The organism is Pseudomonas sp. Teo4, assembly GCF_034387475.1.
Classification (GTDB): domain Bacteria; phylum Pseudomonadota; class Gammaproteobacteria; order Pseudomonadales; family Pseudomonadaceae; genus Aquipseudomonas.
In genome coordinates this window covers 2987950-3009647 of record NZ_JAXCIL010000001.1, presented here as the reverse complement: position 1 = coordinate 3009647, position 21698 = coordinate 2987950, and the positions used below count along the sequence as shown (strand labels likewise).

3 protein-coding genes and 2 pseudogenes are annotated in these 21698 nt (G+C 66.9%); all 5 read left to right on the top strand.

Features of this window, described 5'->3' with window-relative positions:
* The first annotated feature begins 17 nt into the window (after positions 1–17).
* The 5 genes and pseudogenes from PspTeo4_RS13525 (at position 18) to PspTeo4_RS13515 (ending at position 21660) form a co-directional block, all read left to right on the top strand.
* Complete coding sequence (locus PspTeo4_RS13525) at positions 18–3341, top strand: amino acid adenylation domain-containing protein (RefSeq protein ID WP_416196956.1); 3324 nt, start codon at positions 18–20, stop codon at positions 3339–3341.
* 77 nt (positions 3342–3418) lie between these two features.
* Positions 3419–4798: pseudogene (locus tag PspTeo4_RS29915) on the top strand (condensation domain-containing protein); the annotation flags it as partial.
* Between the two features lie 36 nt (positions 4799–4834).
* Positions 4835–7912: pseudogene (locus tag PspTeo4_RS29910) on the top strand (amino acid adenylation domain-containing protein); the annotation flags it as partial.
* Positions 7904–9823, top strand: a complete 1920-nt coding sequence (locus PspTeo4_RS29905; RefSeq protein WP_416196955.1) for an amino acid adenylation domain-containing protein — start codon at positions 7904–7906, stop codon at positions 9821–9823. The pseudogene PspTeo4_RS29910 and the gene PspTeo4_RS29905, both read left to right, overlap by 9 nt.
* Positions 9823–21660: an amino acid adenylation domain-containing protein gene (locus PspTeo4_RS13515; RefSeq protein WP_416196954.1), complete on the top strand. Its 11838-nt coding sequence runs from the start codon at positions 9823–9825 to the stop codon at positions 21658–21660. Before PspTeo4_RS29905 ends, PspTeo4_RS13515 begins: the two co-directional genes overlap by 1 nt.
* Positions 21661–21698: the final 38 nt, after the last annotated feature.

The window sequence follows — 21698 nt, the reverse complement described above, 5'->3', positions numbered from 1 at the left end:
ACCGTACACAGGAACTGGTGGCGCGTCTGCGTAACCTGGATGGCGAACGCCGTCGGCAGCTGTTTGCCAAGCTGGCCCAGGCCGGTGTCAGCGTTGCCCGCCTGCCCATCGTGCCAGCCCTGGAGCAGGGGCCGCAGCCGCTGTCCTACGCCCAGCAGCGCCAGCATTTCCTTTGGCAGCTGGAGCCGACGAGCAGCGCCTACAACATTCCTGCCGTGCTGCGTTTGAAAGGGGCCCTCGACATGGCGGCGCTGCAGGCCGGCCTGGATGACCTGGTGGCTCATCAAGGCAGCTTGCGCACACGCTTCGTCGAGCATCAGGGGCAGGTCTGCCAGCTGCTCGATGATGCGCTGCGCCTGGCGCTGGTGGTTGATGAACTGAGCGCGAACGATGAAGCCGAGCCGGCCATCAAGGCGTACGCCGAGCGCTGCACAGCCCAGCCATTCGACCTGATGCAGGGCCCGCTGGCCCGGGTCAATCTGCTGCGCGTGACGCCCGATGACCATGTGCTGGTGCTGACCTTGCACCATAGCATCGCCGACGGCTGGTCGATCAACGTGCTGATCGAGCAATGGCTGGCCTGCTACGCCAGCCGCCTGCAAGGCCAGGTCGCGCACCTTGCCGAGGCGCCGATCCAGTACGCCGACTATGCCGCCTGGCAGCGCCAGTGGCTGGAGTCGGGGGAGGGGGATCGCCAGCTGGCCTACTGGAAAGGCCAGTTGGGTGAGGCGCCTGAAGTGCTGACCCTGCCCACCGACCGGCCACGCCCGACCCAGGCCAGCCAGCGGGGCGCGGTACTTGACCTGAACCTTGATCCGGCGCTGCTGGAGGCGCTGAAAGCGTTGGCCCAGCGCCAGGATGTCAGCCTGTTCATGCTGTTGCTGGCGTCGTTCCAGGCGCTGCTGCATCGCTACAGCGGGCAGGCCGATATCCATGTTGGCGTGCCGGTGGCCAACCGCAACCGCATGGAGACCGAGCGGCTGATCGGCTTCTTCGTCAACACCCAGGTGATGAAGGCGCGCATCGACGGCCTGCAACCGTTCGAAGCCCTGCTGGCGCAGGTGCGCGAGTCGGCGCAGCAGGCCCAGGCGCACCAGGACTTGCCGTTCGAACAGTTGGTTCAGGCGCTGCACCCTGAGCGCAGCATGAGCCACAGCCCGTTGTTCCAGGTGATGTTCAACCACCAGGTCGCAGGTGCAGGCCAGGGTATGGCCGTGCCGGGTCTGGATGTGCAGCCGGTGCAGCGCGACGAGCGCTCAGCGCAGTTCGACCTGAGCCTGGACACCGTCGAAAGCGCCACGGGCCTGGTGGCGAGCCTGACCTACGCAACCGACCTGTTCGACCGCGCCAGCGCAGAGCGCCTGCTGCGTCACTGGCAGAACCTGCTGCAAGGGGTCGTGGCCAACCCCGTCGAGCGGGTGCAAGCCCTGCCATTGTGCGATGCCGTCGAGTTGCAGCAGTTGGTTCACGGCTACAACGACACCTTCGTCGATTACCCGTCGGACACTTGCGTGCACACCCTGATCGAGGCCCAGGCGCAGAAGACCCCGGATGCCGTGGCGCTGGTGTTCGGCGAACGGCAGCTGAGCTACCGCGAACTGAATGGGCAGGCCAACCAGTTGGCGCATCAGTTGATCGGGCAGGGTGTCGGCCCCGACGTGCTGGTGGGCATTTGCGTCGAGCGCAGTCTCGAGATGGTGGTGAGCCTGTTGGCAGTGCTCAAGGCAGGGGGCGCCTACGTGCCGCTGGATCCTGAATACCCGCGCGAACGCTTGGCCTACATGTTCGAAGACAGCGGTATAGCACTGCTGTTGACCCAGTCGCATCTGCGCGACCAGCTGCCGGTGCCCGGTTCGGTTCGAGCCTTGAATGTGGACGAGCAGGGGCACCTTGCATGCTCCACCGAGGCCACGGGCGTACAACCGCAGCCGGAAAACCTGGCCTATGTGATCTACACCTCGGGTTCCACTGGCAAACCGAAAGGCGCCGGCAACCGCCACAAGGCCCTGACCAACCGCCTGTGCTGGATGCAGCAGGCCTATGGCCTCAGCGCCACGGACGCCGTGCTGCAGAAAACCCCGTTCAGTTTTGACGTGTCGGTGTGGGAGTTCTTCTGGCCGCTGATGGTCGGCGCCCGCCTGGTGGTTGCAGCACCGGGCGATCACCGCGAGCCGGCACGGTTGGTGCGGCTTATCGAACAGCAGAACATCACCACGCTGCACTTCGTGCCGTCGATGCTGCAGGTGTTCCTGCAGGACGAAGGCGTGTCGCGTTGCACCAGCCTGTCGCGCATCGTCTGCAGTGGCGAAGCGCTGCAGGTGGATGCCCAGCAGCAGGTGTTCGCCAAGCTGCCGAATGCCGGGCTGTACAACCTGTATGGCCCGACCGAGGCGGCCATCGACGTCACCCACTGGACCTGCCGCGACGAAGGCCTGGACAGCGTGCCGATCGGCCAGCCCATCGCCAACCTGGGCACCTACGTGCTGGCCGACGACCTGTCGCCGCTGCCGGCCGGGCTGGTGGGCGAGCTGTACCTGGGCGGCGAGGGCCTGGCGCGGGGCTACCATCGCCGCCCAGGGCTGACCGCCGAACGTTTCGTCGCCAGCCCGTTCGGCACCGGCCAGCGCCTGTACCGCACCGGCGACCTGGCGCGCCAGCGTGCCGACGGGGTGATCGAGTACATGGGGCGCATCGACCACCAGGTGAAAATCCGCGGCCTGCGCATCGAACAGGGCGAGATCGAAGCGCGCCTGCTGGAGCAGGAAGAGGTGCGCGAAGCCGCGGTGCTGGCGGTCGGTACCGGTGCCGACATGCAACTGGCCGCCTACGTGGTGGCGCATCAGGCCGATTCGGCTCAGCTGGTCGAACAGCTCAAGGCCCGCCTGCGCACGCTGCTGCCCGACTACATGGTGCCCACGCATATGGTGCTGCTGGCCAGCCTGCCGCTGAGCCCCAACGGCAAGCTCGACCGCAAGGCCTTGCCGACGCCCGACAGCAGCCAGCGTCAGCAGGCCTATGTGGCACCGCAGACCCCGCTGCAAGAGCAGTTGGCGCAGGTCTGGCAAACCCTGCTCAAGCTCGAACAGGTCGGCCTGCACGACAACTTCTTCGACCTCGGCGGCCACTCGCTGCTGGCGACCCAGATGATGATGCAGATTCGCCAGCAGCTGGGGGTCGACGTACCGCTGAAAGCCCTGCTCCAGACCGCCAGCCTGGAGCAGTTCGCCGAGCAGGTGCAGCAGTTGCAAACAGACGTCCAGCCCGTTGAAGACGAGTTGGCTAAATCCTTGGAGGCCCTCAAACGTCTATCAGCACAAGAGCTTGAAAGTCTGATTTCCTAGTTTGGGGGTTGCGCGTGCAAAAGTTGATCGAGTCGGTGGAAGGGCTGTCCTTGACCGAAAGGAAAGCCCTCGCCGTGATGCTTGGGAAGAAAGGGATCAATCTGTTCGGCCTGGCGCCGATATTCAAGCGTGATGCCTCCCAGCCGCTGCTTTTGTCCTATGCGCAGGAACGTCTGTGGTTTCTCTGGCAACTGGACCCTGCCGGTAGTGCCTACAACATGTCGTCGGTACTGCGCCTGCACGGCTCGCTGGACAGCGATGCCCTGCAGGCGGCCTTCGACGAGTTGGTCGCCCGGCACGAGTCGCTGCGCACCCGCTTTGCCGAAGTCGATGGCCAGGCGGTGCAGCTGGTCGATGGCCAAGGCCGGATCCGGGTCGAGCACCAGGCGGTGGCCGACCCGGCACGCCTGGCCGAGCTGATCGAGGCCCATGGGCAACAGCCTTTCGACTTGCGTGAAGGGCCGCTGCTGCGGGTCAAGCTGCTGCGCCTGGATGACCAGCAACACGTGTTGTCGCTGGTGCAGCACCATATCGTTTCCGATGGCTGGTCGATGCGCATCATGATCGACGAGCTGATCAAGCTGTACAGCGCCCGTGTCTCGGGCGCCACGGCGGCGCTGGCGGCATTGCCAGTGCAGTACGCCGATTACGCCCTGTGGCAGCGCAGCTGGATGGATGCCGGCGAGCGCGAGCGCCAGCAGGCGTACTGGAAGCAACAACTGGGTGGCCACCAGCCAGTGCTTGAATTGCCCATCGACTTCCCACGGCCGCAGGCCATGAGCTATCGCGGCGACCGGGTGGACTTCCAGCTTTCACCAGCACTGACCCGTGGTCTCAAGGACCTGGCCCGGCGCGAGGACGTGACGCTCTATACCTTGCTGCTGGCCGCCTTCCAGGCCTTGCTGTACCGCTACAGCGGCCAGGAAGATGTGCGCGTGGGTGTGCCGGTGGCCGGACGCAATCGTCCCGAGGTCGAGGGCCTGATCGGCTTCTTCGTCAACACCCAGGTACTGCGCGCCGTGGTCGATGGCAGCAAACCCTTTACTGCGTTGCTCGCACAAGTGCGCGAGGCCACCTTGCAGGCCCGGGAATATCAGGACCTGCCGTTCGAGCAATTGGTCGAGTTGCTGCAGCCTCAGCGCAGCATGAGCCACAGCCCGTTGTTCCAGGTCATGCACAACCACCGTGGCCAGGAGGTCGGTGAAGCCTCGGTGACCCGCCTGCCGGGCCTTGAGGTGAGCAACTACCAAGCCCGCCAGCACACCGCGCAGTTCGACCTGACCCTGGAAACCGTCGAAACCCCCGACGGCATCGGTGCTTCGCTGGTGTTCGCCAGCGACCTGTTCAGCCGCGCCACGGTAGAGCGCCTCGGCCGTCACTGGCAAAACCTGCTGCAGGGTTTGCTGGCCAACCCCGCCGAACGGGTCGATGCCCTGGCGCTGTTCGACGCCGCCGACTGGCAGCAACTGGTTCACGGCAACAACGCCACGGCCATGGCCGTGCCGGCATTGCCGGTGCACCAGCAGTTCGCCGCCCTGGCGGCGCGCACCCCGGATGCCCCGGCGCTGGCCTTTGCCGAGCAGGTTTTGAGCTACGCCGAACTGAACCTGCGCGCCAACCAATTGGCCCATCGCCTGATTGCCCTGGGTGTTGGCCCTGAAGTGATGGTGGGCCTGTCGGTCGAGCGCGGGGTCGACCTGGTGGTCGGCCTGCTGGCCATCCTCAAGGCGGGCGGCGCCTACATTCCGTTGGACCCGGCCTACCCGCAGGCGCGCCTGGACTACATGATCGAGGCCAGCGGCATGGGCCTGCTGCTGACCCACGCAGCCCTGGCGCCGCGCTTCGAAGGTCGTGGCCCGCAGCTGTTGTGCCTGGACCGCCTGCCGGAAGCCGCGCTGGCACAGGACGACCCGCAGTTGCACTTGCCCGCCGATTCTGCCGCCTATGTGATCTACACCTCCGGCTCCACCGGCAACCCCAAAGGCGTGGTGATCAGCCACCACGCCCTGGCCAACTTCGTCGCCAGCATGGCGCAGCAACCTGGCCTGGACGCCAGCGACCGAATGCTGTCGCTGACCACCTTCTCGTTCGACATCTTCGGCCTGGAGTTGTACGTGCCGTTGACCCGTGGCGCCCAGGTGGTGCTGGCCGGCAAGGACATCGCCCAGGACCCGGCGGCCGCCTTGGCACTGGCGCGGCGCTGGTCGGTGACCGCGTTGCAGGCCACGCCGTCGACCTGGCGCATGCTGCTCGACCATGGCGACACCCAGGCACTGGCAGGCTGCAAGTGCCTGTGCGGCGGCGAGGCGCTGGCGCCAGAGCTGGCCGCGCGCATGCTGCAGGCCATCGGCCCGGTCTGGAACCTCTATGGCCCGACCGAAACCACCATCTGGTCGGCGCGCTACCGTCTGGATGCCGAGCATCCACGGCCACTGCTTGGCCAACCGATTGGCAACACCGCACTGTATGTGGTGGGTGCTGACTTCAGCCCGGTGCCCGAGGGTGTGGCCGGTGAGCTGATGATCGGCGGCCAGGGCCTGGCCCGTGGTTACCTCAACCGCGCCTCGCTGACCGCCGAGCGTTTCCTGCCCAACCCGTTCTCCGACAAGGGCGAGCGGTTGTACCGCACCGGTGACGTGGCGCGGCTGAACGCTGGCGGCGAGTACGAATACATCGGTCGCGCCGACCACCAGGTGAAGATTCGCGGTTTCCGTATCGAACTGGGCGAGATCGAGTCGGCCCTGCTGGGCTGCGAAGCGGTACGCGAGGTGGCTGTGGTCGCTCAGCCAGGTATTGGCGGCGACCAGTTGGTGGGCTATGTCGTGGCGCACGACCCGGCGTTGGCCCAGGCCGACAGCGCCATCCAGCATGCCGTTCGCGAGCAGCTCAAGGGCCGGCTCAAGGCGCAATTGCCGGAGTACATGGTGCCCGCGCAGATGATGTTCGTCGCAGCCATGCCGCTGACCCCCAACGGCAAGCTGGACCGCAAGGCACTGCCCAAGCCGGACGCCAGCCAATGGCAACAGGCCTACGTGGCGCCGCGTACCGTGCTGGAGCAGCAACTGGCCGCCCTCTGGCAAACCTTGCTCAAGCTGGAACGGGTCGGCCTGCACGACAACTTCTTCGACCTGGGCGGGCATTCGCTGCTGGTTACCCAGCTGGTGTCGCGCATTCGTGACGAACTGGGGCGCGAGGCCAGCCTGCGCCAGGTCTTCGAAAACAGCACCCTGCAAGCCCAAGCCGCCATGCTCGAAGCCTTGCAGTCGAGCGGCGGGTCACGTATCACCCGAGCGCCGCGTGAAGGCGTGTTGCCGTTGTCGTACGCACAGGAGCGCTTGTGGTTCCTCTGGCAGATGCAGCCTTACAGCGCCGCCTACAACCTGCCGCGCGCCCTGCGCCTGCGTGGCGTGCTGGACATCCAGGCCCTGCGCGCCAGCTTCGACAACCTGATCGCTCGCCACGAGCCGCTGCGCACCACCTTCGCCCATGACGCCGACGGTGTGCGTCAGGTGGTGCATGCCACGCTGCCGGTGCAGATTCAGGTACACGCCCTGGCCGACGAAAGCACGCCTGTTAGCCGCTTCATCGATGAGCAGGTGCGTCAGCCGTTCGACCTGGTCAACGGCCCGTTGCTGCGTGTAGCCCTGTTGCCGCTGGGGGCGCAGGAGCACCTGCTGGTACTGACCCAGCATCACATCGTCTCTGACGGTTGGTCGATGCAGGTGATGGTCGATGAGCTGGTGCGCAGCTACGCCGCCAAGGTCGAAGGCCGTGATCCAGGCTTTGCCGCCTTGCCGGTCCAGTACGCCGACTACGCCCTGTGGCAGCGCCAGCGCATGGAGGGCGGCGAGCGCGAGCGTCAGTTGCAGTACTGGCGTGAACAACTGGGCGAGCAGCAGCCTGTGCTGCAACTGCCCGGCGACCGTGCGCGCCCGGCCCAGCCCAGCCACCGTGGCGGGCAGCTTGAACTGCAACTGGACGCGCATTTGAGCGACGGCCTGCGCCAGCTCGCCCAGCGTCACCAGGCGACCTTGTTCATGGTGCTGCTCGCCGGTTTCCAGGCGCTGCTGCACCGCTACAGCGGCCAGGACGATATTCGCGTCGGTGTGCCGGTGGCCAACCGCAACCGCCAGGAAACCGAGGGCCTGCTCGGGGTGTTCATCAACACCTTGGTCATGCGTGCCAGTGTCGATGGCCGTCTGCCGTTCGGGCAACTGATCGAGCAGGTGCGCCAGACCACCTTGCAGGCCCAGGACCATCAGGACCTGCCGTTCGAACAGTTGGTCGAAGCCTTGCAGCCTGAGCGCAGCCTGAGCCATACCCCGTTGTTCCAGGTGCTGTTCAACCACCGTGCCCAGGGTGCCCAGGCACAAGGCCCGGTGGTGGCCGGGCTGAATATCGAAACCTTGGCCGCCGACGTTCAAGAGGCCAAGTTCGACCTCAACCTTGAAACCGTCGAAGCCCCCGAGGGTGTGATCGCCACCCTGGTATATGCCGCCGACCAGTTCGACCTGGCCACCGCCCAGCGCCTGCTGGCTGACTGGCAGCGTCTGTTGCAGGCGATGGTGGCCGACGCCGGCCAGCCGCTCGGGGAGCCGCGATTGGGCAGCGAGGCGTCGCGTCAGGCACTGGCTATGTTGTGCCAGGGCGACGTGCGGGCCGACAGCCAGACGTCGCAGGCCTTGCAGCTGTTCGAAGAACAGGCACGAGCTAATCCAGCCAAGGTCGCGCTGGTGTGTGGTGAACAGCACCTCAGCTACGGCGAACTGAACCATCGCGCTGTGGACCTGGCCGTGCACCTGCAAGCCAACGGTATCGGCCCGGAACGTGTGGTGGCGATTGCCGCCGAGCGTTCGGCGCAGTTCGTGGTCGGCCTGCTGGCGGCGTTCAAGGCCGGTGCGGCGTTCCTGCCGCTGGACCTGCGCGCACAACCTGCGCGCACCCGGCAGATGCTCGAAGACAGCCAGGCGAGCCTGCTGCTGGGGCCGGCTGCCTGGCTGATCGAGCACGCCACCTTGCCTGCGGTGCGTGGCCTGGCCTTCGAAGAGCTCGCCCAGTTGCCGCAAGGTGGTTCGCTGAATGCCGTACAGCGCGATACCGAGTTGGCCGCCTATGTGATTTTCACCTCCGGCTCCACAGGCCGGCCAAAAGGCGTGCTGGTCAGCCAGGGCGCGTTGGCCGACTACCTGGCTTCTGCACTGGCGCTGCTGCCATTGGAAGGGGTAGAGCGCATGGCGCTGGCCTCCACCTTGGCCGCCGACCTGGGCTACACCACCCTGTTCGCAGCCCTGTGCAGTGGTCGCAGCCTGCACCTGCTCGACGAGCAACTGGCCATGGACGCCCAGGGCATGGCGCAGTACATGAGCCGCGAGGCGATCGACTTCATCAAGCTGGTGCCATCGCACCTGCAATCGTTGCTCAAGGTGGCCGAGCCGGCCCAGGTGCTGCCGCGTCGTTGCCTGGTGCTGGGTGGCGAAGCCAGCAGCGTCGAACTGCTGGCACAGGTTCAGCAACTGGCGCCGGCGTGCCGGGTGGTCAACCACTATGGCCCGAGCGAAACCACCATCGGTGTGCTGGCCACTGAACTGCCGGCGGCTGCGCAATTGCCGGGCGTGCCCTTGGGGCGCCCGCTGCTCAACGTGCGCCTGCAACTGCTGGACGCCAACCTGCAGGCGGTGGCCGAAGGGGTTCATGGCGAGCTGTACGTGGGCGGGCCGAGCCTGGCCCGAGGCTACCTGGGCCGCCCTGGGCTGACCGCCGAGCGCTTTGTTCCGGACCCGCAAGCCAGCAACGGCGAGCGGCTGTACCGCACGGGCGACCGGGTACGCATCCACCACGGTGCGATTGAAACCCTTGGCCGTATCGATGACCAGGTGAAGATCCGCGGTTACCGGGTCGAGCCCGGTGAAGTCGGTGCCTGCCTGCGCGGCATGGCACTACTGGTCGATGCCGCCGTGGTGGCCCGTGACACCGAGCAGGGCAAGCAGCTGGTGGCCTATGTGGTGGCGCCAGCGGACGCAGGTGTGCTGCGTGAGCAGGTGCAGGCCTACCTGCGCCAGCACCTGCCCGAACACATGATTCCGGCCCACGTGGTGAGCCTTGCAGCCCTGCCGCTGACCGCCAACGGCAAGCTCGACCGCCAGGCCCTGCCTGCCCCGGACCTGGATGCCGCCCGCGTGGCCTACCAGGCACCGCAGACCCCCCTGCAGGAACAGGTCGCGCAGATCTGGCAGGACGTGCTCAAGGTCGAGCGGGTAGGGCTGGGCGACAACTTCTTCGAACTGGGCGGCCATTCGCTGCTGGTCATGGGCGTGCTGTCGCGCCTGCAACTGGAGCTGGGCATCGGCGCTGCACCGCAGCTGATGTTCCAGTTCCCTGTACTCAATGAATTCGTCGATCACCTGGAACCGCCCGCCGGCGTGCTGGATGCGGACCGTTTGAATCGACTGGAAAGTTTGCTGGATGAGGTGGATGAAGCATGATGGACAATAAAGCAGCTGCACTGAAGATCGCCGAGCGCTTCATCCTGCTACCGCTGGAAAAACGCCGGATCTACTTGCAGAAAATGGCTCAGGAAGGCATTTCCCCGGCCAACCTGCCCATCCCCCGCACCCGTGCCCAGTTCGAGCATGTGCCGCTGTCGTTCGCCCAGCAGCGCCAGTGGTTCATCTGGCAGATGGAGCCGCACAGCAGCGCCTATGCCATTCCGCGTGCGTTGCGCCTGCATGGCGCCCTCGACCTGGCGGCGCTCGAAGGCGCCTTCGCCCACCTGATCGCCCGCCACGAGCCGCTGCGCAGCACTTTCCACGAGCACGATGGCCAGGCGGTGCAAGTGATCGCCGAGCCCAGCGCGCCGAACATCGTCGCCGAGCCGCTGGCCTGCTCGGCCGACCCTGAGCAACGCGACCGGCAGATTCGCGCCGCGGTGGAGGAGGAGACCCAGCGCCCATTCGACCTGGGCACCGGCCCGTTGCTGCGGGTCAAGCTGCTGCGCCTGGCCGACGACGACCATGTACTGGTGCTGACCCAGCACCATATCGTCTCCGATGGTTGGTCGATGCAGATCATGGTCGACGAGCTGATCCGCGTGTATGCCGCGCTCAGCACCGGTGGCAGCGTCGACTTGCCGGAGTTGCCGATCCAGTATGCCGACTACGCCATCTGGCAGCGTCACTGGATGGAAGCCGGCGAGCAGGAACGCCAGTTGACCTACTGGCGTGAACAGCTCGGCGCGACCCAGCCCGTGCTGGAACTGCCCACCGATTACCCGCGCCCGGCGGTGCAGAGCATGCAGGGCGCACGCCTGCAGGTGCCGTTCAGCCGCGCGCTCAGCGACCAGCTCTCGGCATTGGCGCAGCAGCAAGGCGCCAGCCTGTTCATGCTGCTGCTGGCGTCGTTCCATACCCTGTTGTACCGCTACAGCGGCCAGCAGGACATCCGCATCGGTGTACCGCTGGCCAACCGTAACCGCGTGGAAACCGAGCGTCTGATCGGCTTCTTCGTCAACACCCAAATCATTAAAGCCGAACTGCATGGCGAGCTGAGCTTCCTCGACCTGCTCGCCCAGGTGCGTGCCACCACCTTGCAAGCCCAGCAGCATCAGGAGCTGCCGTTCGAGCAACTGGTCGAAGCCTTGCAGCCTGAGCGCAGCCTCAGCTACAACCCGCTGTTCCAGGTGATGTACAACCACCAGAGCGCGGGCAAGGGCGCCGGCCAGTCGCTGGGCCAGTTGCCGGGCCTGAGCGTGGAGGGCCTGGATTGGGAGATCCGCAGCGCCCACCTGGACCTGACCCTGGACACCGTCGAAGGCCCCGAAGGGCTGTCGGCCAAGCTGGTCTACGCCACCGACCTGTTCAGCCCGGCCACCGCCCAGCGTCTGGTGGACCACTGGCTCAACCTGCTGCAGGGCATCGCCGCCAACCCAGCACAAACCCTGGGGGCGTTGCCGCTGCTAAGTGACGCCGAACAGCGCACCCTGCTGCTCGATGGCCAGCCGCAGAGCGATGTCCAGGCGCCGCTGGTGCACCAGCGCATTGCCGAACAGGCGCGTCTCACCCCGGATGCCCCGGCGGTGGTGTTTGGCGGGCGGACCCTGACCTTCGCCCAGCTCGACCAACAGGCCAACCGCCTGGCCCATGCCCTGATCGCCCGTGGCGTCGGCCCGGAAACCCGGGTGGCGGTGGCCTTGCCACGCAGCGAAAACCTGATCGTGGCCCTGCTGGCGGTGTTCAAGGCGGGCGGCGCTTACGTGCCGCTGGACAGCCAGTACCCCCGCGACCGCCTGGCCTACCTGATGGGCGATGCCGGCATCGGCCTGCTGCTCACCGACACTAGCCTGCAAGCGCAGCTGCCGGTGCCCGAGCAGGTCGCCGTGCTGCTGCTCGACAGCCTCGACCTGAGTGCCTTGCCGCCCCAGGCGCCCGAGGTGGACATCGACCCGCGCAACCTGGCCTATGTGATCTACACCTCCGGCTCCACCGGCCTGCCCAAGGGCGTGGCGGTCAGCCATGGCCCGCTGGCCATGCACTGCCGCGCCATCGGCGAGCGCTACGAGATGCGTGCCGATGATTGCGAACTGCTGTTCATGTCGTTCGCCTTCGACGGTGCCCAGGAGCGCTGGCTGACCGCGCTGACCCACGGCGCACGCCTGCTGGTGCGCGACGACAGCCTGTGGACCCCGGAACAGACCTACCGGCAGATGCACGAACACGGCGTGACCGTGGCGGCATTCCCGCCGGTGTACCTGCAACAGCTGGCCGAGCATGCCGAGCGCGAGGGCAACCCGCCGGCGGTGCGCGTCTACTGCTTTGGTGGCGACGCGGTGCCCCAGGCCAGTTTCGAACTGGTCAAGCGAGTGTTGCGCCCGCAGTACATCATCAACGGCTACGGCCCCACCGAAACCGTGGTCACGCCGCTGATCTGGAAGGCGGCGGCGAGCGATGTCTGCGCGGCTGCCTACGCCCCGATCGGCACCCGTATCGGCCACCGCCGCACCTGCATTCTCAACCTCGAACTGAACCTGCTGCCGCCGGGCGCCAAGGGCGAGCTGTACCTGGGCGGCGAAGGGCTGGCCCGGGGTTACCTGGACCGGCCTTCGATGACTGCCGAACGCTTCGTGCCCGACCCGTTCGATGGCCAGGGCGGTCGCCTGTACCGTACCGGCGACCTGGTCAGCCAGCGTCAGGACGGCGTGTTCGACTACCTCGGCCGCATCGACAACCAGGTCAAGATCCGTGGTTTCCGTATCGAGCTCGGTGAGGTCGAAGCCCGTCTGCAAGGGTTGGCCGAGGTGGCCGACGCCGTGGTCGCGGCCCAGGACGGCAATACCGGCAAACAGCTGATCGGCTACGTGATCGCCCAGCCGGACACAGCCCGCGAGGGCCTGGCCGAGCGCCTGCGCGGCCAGCTCAAGGCGCTGCTGCCTGACTACATGGTGCCGGCGCATATCCTGTTCCTTGAGCGTTTCCCGGTCACCCCCAACGGCAAGCTCGACCGCAAGGCCTTGCCCAAGCCGGACGCCAGCCTGCTGCAGCAAACCTACGTGGCGCCGCGTACCGAACTGGAGCAGCGCATCGCCGAGATCTGGCAGACCGTGCTCAAGCTTGAACGCGTCGGCCTGAGCGACAACTTCTTCGAGCTGGGCGGCGACTCGATCATCTCCATCCAGGTGGTGAGCCGGGCGCGGCAGATCGGCATTCGCTTCACCCCCAAGGACCTGTTCCTGCACCAGACCGTGGAAGGCCTGGCGACGGTGGCCCAGGTCGATGACGGTATCGCCCAGGTCGACCAAGGGCCGGTGACCGGCCCGATCACGCTGCTGCCGGTGCAGCAGGCATTCTTCGCCGAGCCGATGGCCGAGCGTCACCACTGGAACCAGGCCGTGCTGCTGCAACCGCAGCAGCCACTGGACCCCGCAGCGCTGGGCCAGGCCTTGGATGCGCTGCTCGCGCACCATGACGCGCTGCGCCTGCGCTTCGTCGAGCAAAACGGTGTGTGGAGTGCCAACCATGGCGAACCGGGCCCACGCCCGCAACTGCTGTGGCAGGTCAGCCCGGACTCGCTCGACGCGCTCGATGCCGTGGCCAACCAGGCCCAGGCTAGCCTCGACCTGGCCAGCAGCGAACTGGTGCGTGCGGTGTTGGCCACCTTGCCCGATGGCAGCCAGCGGTTGCTGCTGGCGGTGCACCACCTGGTGGTGGATGGCGTGTCGTGGCGCATCCTGTTCGAGGACCTGCAAAGCGCCTACCAGCAGATCGTCCAGGGCCAGGCAGTACGCCTGCCGGCCAAGACCAGTGCCTACCAGGCCTGGGCCGCCCAGCTTCAGGCACACGCCCACAGCCCACGTTTGCTGCAGGAACTCGAAGGCTGGCAGCAACGCCTGCAGGGCGCCCCTGAGGGCTTGCCGTGCCGCAACCTGTCGGCCAGCCAGGAAAAGCGCCATGCCGTGAGCGTGCACACCGTGCTCGACAAAGGCCTCACCAGCCAACTGCTGCAACGCGCCCCGGCGGCCTACCGGACTCAGGTCAACGACCTGCTGCTGACCGCCCTGGCCCAGGTGCTGTGCGACTGGAGTGGGCATGGCTCGGCGCTGATCCAGCTGGAAGGCCACGGCCGTGAGACGCTGGACGATGCGATCGACCTGACCCGCACCGTCGGTTGGTTCACCAGCGTGTTCCCGGTGCACCTGACCCCAGCGGCCGACCTCGGCAGCTCGATCAAGCGCATCAAGGAACAACTGCGCGCAGCGCCCGACAAGGGCCTGGGCTTTGGTGTGCTGCGCTACCTGGCGGGTGCCGACGTGCGCCAGGCCATCGAGGCGCTGCCGGTGCCGCGGGTGACCTTCAACTACCTCGGCCAGTTCGACGGCAGCTTCGATGCCGAGCAGGGCGCACTGTTCACCCCGGCGCCGGAGTCGGCGGGCGAGGAGCAAAGCCCGTCGGCACCGCTGGGCAACTGGTTGACCGTCAACGGCCGCGTCTATGACGGCGAGCTGAGCCTGAACTGGACCTTCAGCGGCGAGCGCTTCGAGCAGCAGACCATGCAGGCCCTGGCCGATGCCTACGGCGTTGCCCTGCGGCGCGTGGTGGAGCATTGCTGCCAGGCCGGCAGCCAGGGCGTGACCCCGTCGGACTTCCCGTTGGCCCGCCTGACCCAGGCGCAGCTCGACAGCCTGGACCTTGAGGCAGGGCAGATCGAAGACATCTACCCGCTGTCGCCGATGCAGCAAGGCATGCTGTTCCACAGCCTGTACGAGCAGGGCGACGGGCATTACATCAACCAGCTGTGTCTGGAAGTGCGTGGTCTCGACCCGCAGCGATTCGCGCAGGCCTGGCAGGCCATGCTCGAGCGTCACGATATTCTGCGCACCGGCTTTGTCTGGGGCGGTCTGTTCGAGCAACCGGTGCAAGTGGTGCGCAAGCACCTGCAACTGCCATTCGCCGAACACGACTGGCGCCACGAAGCCGACCAGCCGGCGCGCCTGGCCGCGCTGCTGACCAGCGAGCGCGAGCGCGGCTTTGACGTCGCCCAGGCGCCACTGCTGCGCCTGGTGCTGGTGCGCACCGGCGAGGACAGCTACCAGGTGGTCTACACCAACCACCACGTGCTGATGGATGGCTGGAGCAACTCGCAACTGTTGGGCGAGGTGCTGCAGCACTACGCCGGCCAGCCTGCCCAGCGCCAACCTGGGCGTTTCCGCGACTACATCGGTTGGCTGCAGCAGCGTGACGCGGTACGAGGCAAGGCGTTCTGGGACGGGCAATTGCGCCACCTGGGCGAGCCGACCCGCCTGGTGCCGGCCTTGGCCGGCGGCAAGCTGCCGGGCCTGAGCGGCCACGGCCACTGCGCCCGTCTGCTGGACCAGGCTACCACCCAGCAACTGGCCGACTTCGCCCGCCAGCAGCGGGTTACCCTCAACACGCTGGTGCAGGCTGCCTGGTTGCTGCTGTTGCAGCGCTATACCGGCCTCGACACCGTGGTCTTCGGTGCCACCGTGGCGGGCCGCCCGGCTGAGTTGAAGGGCGTCGAGCAACAGATCGGCCTGTTCATCAACACTCTGCCGGTGATCGCGCCGATTCGCCCGGACCTGCGCCTGGGCGCCTGGCTGCAAGCCCTGCAGGACGACAACCTGGCGCTGCGTGAACACGAGCACACCGCGCTGTTCGATGTGCAGCGCTGGGCTGGCCTGGAAGGGCAGGCACTGTTCGACAACCTGCTGGTGTTCGAGAACTACCCGGTGTCGCAAGCCTTGCAGGAAGGCGCGCCGCAAAGCCTGGAATTCGGCGACGTCGATGTCCACGAACAGACCAACTACCCGCTGACCCTGGCGGTGAACCTGGGCCAGACCCTGTCGTTCAACATCAGCTACGACCGTGCCTGCGTCGGCCAAACCAGTGTCGAGCGCCTGCTTGGCCAGATGGCGCGCCTGCTGTTGCAAATGAGCGGCGATGCCGAGCGTGCCCTTGGCGAGTTCCAGGTGCTGGAAGCCGACGAGTATGACTGCGTCGTCCGGCAGTGGAACGCCACCGACGTGCGTTACCCCGACGAATTTGCCGTGCACCGCCTGTTCGAGCGTCAGGCCCAGGCGCAGCCGCAAGCGATAGCCTTGGTCAGTGGTGAGCGCAGTTTGAGCTACGCCGCGCTCAACCAGTGCGCCAACCGCCTGGCTCACGACCTGGCCGCCTGTGGCGTAGGGCCGGACGTGCTGGTCGGCGTGGCTGCCGAGCGTAGCCTGGAGATGGTCATCGCCTTGTTGGCCATCCTCAAGGCCGGTGGCGCCTACGTGCCGCTCGACCCCGAGTACCCGCAGGACCGCCTGGCCTACATGATCGAGGACAGCGGCATCGAGCTGCTGCTGACCCAGGTTCATCTGCGTGCCGGGTTGCCGGTGGGTGAGGCTGTGCGCATCCTGACGCTGGACGGCTATGCCGACGCGCTCGATGGCAAGGTGCTGGCCGACCCGCAGGTCGCGCTGAGCCCGGAAAACCTCGCCTATGTCATCTACACCTCCGGCTCCACCGGCAAGCCCAAGGGCGCCGGCAACCCGCACCGGGGCCTGAGCAACCGCCTGTACTGGATGCAGCAGGCCTACCCGTTGGCCGCTCACGACTGTGTGTTGCAGAAAACCCCGTTCAGCTTCGACGTGTCGGTGTGGGAGTTCTTCTGGCCGCTGATGACCGGTGCGCGCCTGGTCATGGCCGCGCCCGGCGACCACCGCGAACCGGCGCGCCTGGTGGCGTTGATCGAAGCGCAGCAGGTCACCACCTTGCACTTCGTGCCGTCCATGCTCCAGGCCTTCATGCAGCACCCCGAGCTGTCGGGCTGTGCCAGCCTGCGGCAGATCATGTGCAGTGGCGAAGCGCTGCAGGTGGATACCCAGCAGCGGGTGTTCGAGCGCCTGCCGCAGGCGGGGCTGTACAACCTCTATGGCCCGACCGAGGCGGCCATCGACGTCACCCACTGGACGTGCCGTGACGAAGGCGCCGATACGGTGCCGATCGGCCAACCCATCGCCAACCTGGCCACCTATGTGCTGGACGGCGAACTGGCACCGGTGCCGGTCGGCGTGACCGGCGAGCTGTACCTGGCCGGTACCGGCCTTGCCCGTGGCTATCACCGTCGCCCGGCACTGACCGCCGAGCGCTTCGTGGCCAGCCCGTTCGTGGCGGGTGCACGCCTGTACCGTACCGGCGACCTGTGCCGTCAGCGCGCCGATGGGGTGATCGAGTACCTGGGCCGTACCGACCATCAGGTGAAAATCCGTGGCTTGCGTATCGAGTTGGGCGAGATCGAATCGCGCCTGCTTGAGCAACCACAGGTTCGTGAAGCCGTGGTGCTTGCCGTAGAGCTCAATGGCAGCAAGCGCCTGGTCACCTATCTGGTGCCCACCGACGTCAGCCTGCTGGAAGATGTGCAAGGCCAGCAGGCCCTGCATGAGGCACTGAGCCAGGCATTGCTGCGCGACCTGCCGGACTACATGGTGCCGACCCAGACCCTGGTGCTGGCGCGCATGCCGCTCAGCCCCAACGGCAAGCTCGACCGCAAGGCCCTGCCGCGCCCGGATGCCGCTTCAGGCGCCGCTGCCCAGGTGGCGCCGCGCAATGCCCTGGAGGCGAGCCTGGTGCAGATCTGGCAGGACGTGCTGGGGCTGGAGCAGGTGGGCGTCACCGACAACTTCTTCGCCCTGGGCGGTGACTCGATCATCTCCATCCAGCTGGTCAGCCGCGCGCGCCAGGCAGGTATCGCCTTCAGCGCCAAGGACCTGTTCCAGCAACAGACCATCGAGAAGCTGGCTCTGTGCTGTGGCAGCAGCGATCAAGCGCCGACTGCACCGGTAGCCGAGGTGCCGCTGCATGGCCTGAGCGATGCGAAAGTGGCAGCCCTGCCAATCGAGCATGCGCGGGTCGAGGCGCTCTACAGCCTGTCGCCGATGCAGAAGGGCATGCTGTTCCTCGGCCTCAATACCCCAGAGGCCGACCTGTACGTCAACCAGCTGAGCATTCCGGTGCAGGGCCTCGATGGCGAGCGTTTCGCCGCCGCCTGGGCCGCCGTAAGCCAGCGCCACGCGGTGCTGCGCACCGGCTTCCTGTGGCAGGACCTGGAAGAGCCGCTGCAGTTCGTCATGGCCGAGCTGCCGGTGCCGCTGACCACCCACGACTGGCGCGGTGAGCAAAATGTCGAGGCGCGGGTGCAGGCCCTGGCCGAGGCCGAACGCAAGCGTGGCTTCGCCCTCGAAGCGCCGCCGCTGCAGCGTCTGGTGCTGGTGCGTACCGGCGAAGACAGCCATCAGCTGATCTGGACCTACCACCACATTCTGATCGACGGCTGGAGCACGTCGCAGCTGATGGGCGAGGTGCTGGCCCACTATGCCGGGCAGACGCTGGAGCCGGTGGTCGCCTACGGCAACTACATCGCCTGGCTGCGTGCCCAGGACGTCAACGCCGCCGAAGGCTTCTGGCGCCGTCAGCTGGCGCGTCTGGACGAGCCGACCTACCTGGTCAACGGCTTCCCGGTGCAACCGGCCGGGCAGGGCCACCATGCCCTGTACACCCGCCTGGACGCCCAGGCCACCGAACAGCTCAAGGCCTTCGCCAAGGCCGAGCAGGTCACTCTCAACACCCTGGTGCAAGGTGCCTGGCTGTTGCTGCTCAGCCGTTACAGCGGCCAGCGTACCGTGGCCTTCGGCGCGACCATGGCCGGCCGCCCGGCGAACCTGGCGCACAGCGAGCGCATTCTCGGCCTGTTCATCAACACCTTGCCGGTGATTCAGGAAATCGTCCCGGGGCAGTCGGTTGGCCAATGGCTGCGCGCGCTGCAGGACTACAACCTGGAAATGCGCGAGCACGAGTACACCCCGCTCAGCGACATTCAGCGCTGGTCGGGCCGCAGCGGCCAGTCGCTGTTCGACAGCATCATCGTCTTTGAAAACCAGCCGGTGGACCGCACCCTGCGCGAGTGGAGCGGTGAATCGCTGCGCTTCGGCGACCTGGAAAGCGCCGGTGTGACCAACTTCCCGATGGACCTGATGGTCACCCTCGAAGAAGGCCTGGTGATCGAATACATGTACATGCGCGAGCACTTCAGCGAGGCCGCGGTAGCATCGATTCGCGCCAACATGCAGGGCTTGCTGGCGCTGCTGGCCAGCGATGCCGGTCGCCTGCTGGGCGAGATCGGCCTGCCCGAAGGCCTGGCCCAGCTCGACGCCGCCCGCTTGCCAGCGCCGCTGGTCGAGCCGGCCTTGCTGCCGGTGCACCAGCGCATTGCCCAGTTGGCCCTCAGCCAGGGCGAGCGGCCGGCCGTACGGGTCGGCGAGCAGGTGCTCGATTTCGCCGAACTCGACAGCCGGGCCAATGCCCTGGCCCATGCCCTGATCGCCCGTGGCGTTGGCCCGGAGATCCGCGTGGGCGTGGCGATGCCGCGCAATGCCGGGCAGGTGATTGCCCTGCTGGCGGTGCTCAAGGCCGGCGCAGGTTATGTGCCGCTGGACAGCAACTACCCCCGTGAGCGCCTGGAGTACCTGATTCAGGATTCCGGCATCGCCTTGCTGCTGACCGAGTCGTCGCTGCTGCCGCGCCTGCCGGTGCCGGCCACCTTGCAGGTGCTGAGCCTCGACACCCTGGTGCTGGACGACCAGCCGCGCAGCGCGCCGCAGGTTGAACTGCATGCCCACAGCCTGGCCTACGTGATCTACACCTCCGGCTCCACCGGCCGACCCAAGGGCGTGGCGGTCAGCCATGGCCCGCTGGCCATGCATTGCCAGGCCATTGGCGAGCTGTACGAGATGACCCCGCACGACTGCGAACTGCACTTCATGTCGTTCGCCTTCGACGGTGCCCACGAACGTTGGCTGACCACCCTGACCCACGGCGGCAGCCTGTTGCTGCGCGACGACACCCTGTGGACGCCGGAGCAGACGTATCAGGCCATGCACCGCCACGGTGTGACCGTGGCTGCGTTCCCGCCGGCCTACCTGCAACAGCTGGCCGAACATGCCGAGCAGGCCGGTAACCCGCCTGCGGTGCGGGTCTACTGCTTCGGCGGCGATGCCGTGCCGCAGGCCAGTTACGACCAGGCGCGCCGGGCATTGCAGCCGCGCTACATCATCAATGGCTACGGCCCGACCGAAACGGTGGTGACGCCACTGCTGTGGAAGGCGGCCGAAGGCGAGGCGTGCGGTGCGGCCTATGCGCCGATCGGGCGTTGTGTCGGGGCACGGGTCGGGTACATTCTCGACCAGGACCTCAACCCATTGCCGGTGGGCGCTGCCGGTGAGCTTTACCTGGGTGGCGAAGGCCTGGCCCGTGGCTACCTGGACCGTGCCGGGCAGAGCGCCGAGCGCTTCGTCGCCGACCCGTTCGGTGGCCCAGGTGACCGCCTGTATCGTACCGGCGACCTGGTGCGCCAGCGCGCCGATGGTGTCTACGACTACCTGGGCCGTATCGACAACCAGGTGAAGATTCGTGGCTTCCGTATCGAACTGGGCGAGATCGAGGCCAGCCTGCGCCAGGCGCCGACCGTGGCCGATGCTGTGGTGGTGGCCCGCGAGGGCGGCAGCGGCAAGCAACTGGTCGCCTACGTGGTGGCGGCCGGCGGCCAGGCGGCGGGGCTGTGCGAGGCGCTGCGTGCGCAGTTGCAGCAAAGCCTGCCGGACTACATGGTGCCTGCCCAATGGGTGGTGCTCGACAGCTTGCCATTGACCCCCAACGGCAAAGTCGACCGCAAGGCTCTGCCAGCGCCGGAAGCCGTGCGCCAGGGCGATGACTTCGTCGCGCCGCAGACCGAACTGCAACGTGCCCTGGCCGAGATCTGGCAGGCGGTGCTGAAGGTCGAGCGGGTGGGCCTGACGGACAACTTCTACGACTTGGGTGGCGACTCGATTCTCAGCCTGCAGGTGATCGCCAAGGCGCGCCGCCTGAAAGCGCTGGGGCTGAACCTGAAGCTGCGCGACCTGGTGCAGAAACCGACCATCGGCCAGCTGACGGGGGCCGATGACAGCGCTTCGGCGTCGCCGCTGTTGACGCTCAACAGTGTTGTCGAGCAAGGGCCGGCGTTGTTCTGTGTACACGCAGGGTTCGGCACCGTGTTCGACTACGAGCCGCTGGCCCGACGCCTGAACGGCAAGCGCACGCTGATCGCCATCAGCAACCGCATGTTGCTCGACGCGCAGTGGCAGGACGACTCGCTGGAGAGCATGGCGCGGGACTACGTGACGTACTTGCGTCAGGCACAACCCCAGGGGCCGTATCACCTGGCCGGCTGGTCGCTGGGTGGCACCCTTGCGCTGCTGATGGCGGCCGAGCTGGAAGCGCAGGGCCAGCAGGTTGCCTTCGTCGGCCTGCTCGACAGCTTCGTGCCGTCCGCCAGCCACAGCGTGCAGGACGACTGGTTGGAGGACTTGCAGTCCTTCGCCGGGGTGATGGTGCCGGGTGCCAGGGTACCTGCCGCTGCTGAGCCGGAAAGCCCCGACGCCATTCGCCGCTTGATGGCGCAGATGGTGGCCGAGCGCGATGCCGGCGAGGCTGCCCGTTCGGCCTATGCGGTGTTGGGCAGCGACGAGCTGGCCAACGTGTTCGTGGTGGCCCGCAAGCTCAAGCAGTTGTCGGTGCAGTTGCCGCGCTGCCGCGAAGTGGCTGTAGAACCCGTCAGCTGGTGGGTCCCGGGTCGCGATGCCGAGCGCCAGGCCTTGGCGGAGCAGATCGGCCAGCCATTGGCCGGCGACGTGTTGCCGTGCGGGCACTTTGAAATCCCGCGCGAGGCTTCGTTGCTCGCGGCGCTCGAAGATGCTCTGGATGCCCTGACCCTGCCCGTTACCCTCTGCTGACCCCTTCCTTTTCCTCTCAATCGCCGGTCGTGCCTTGC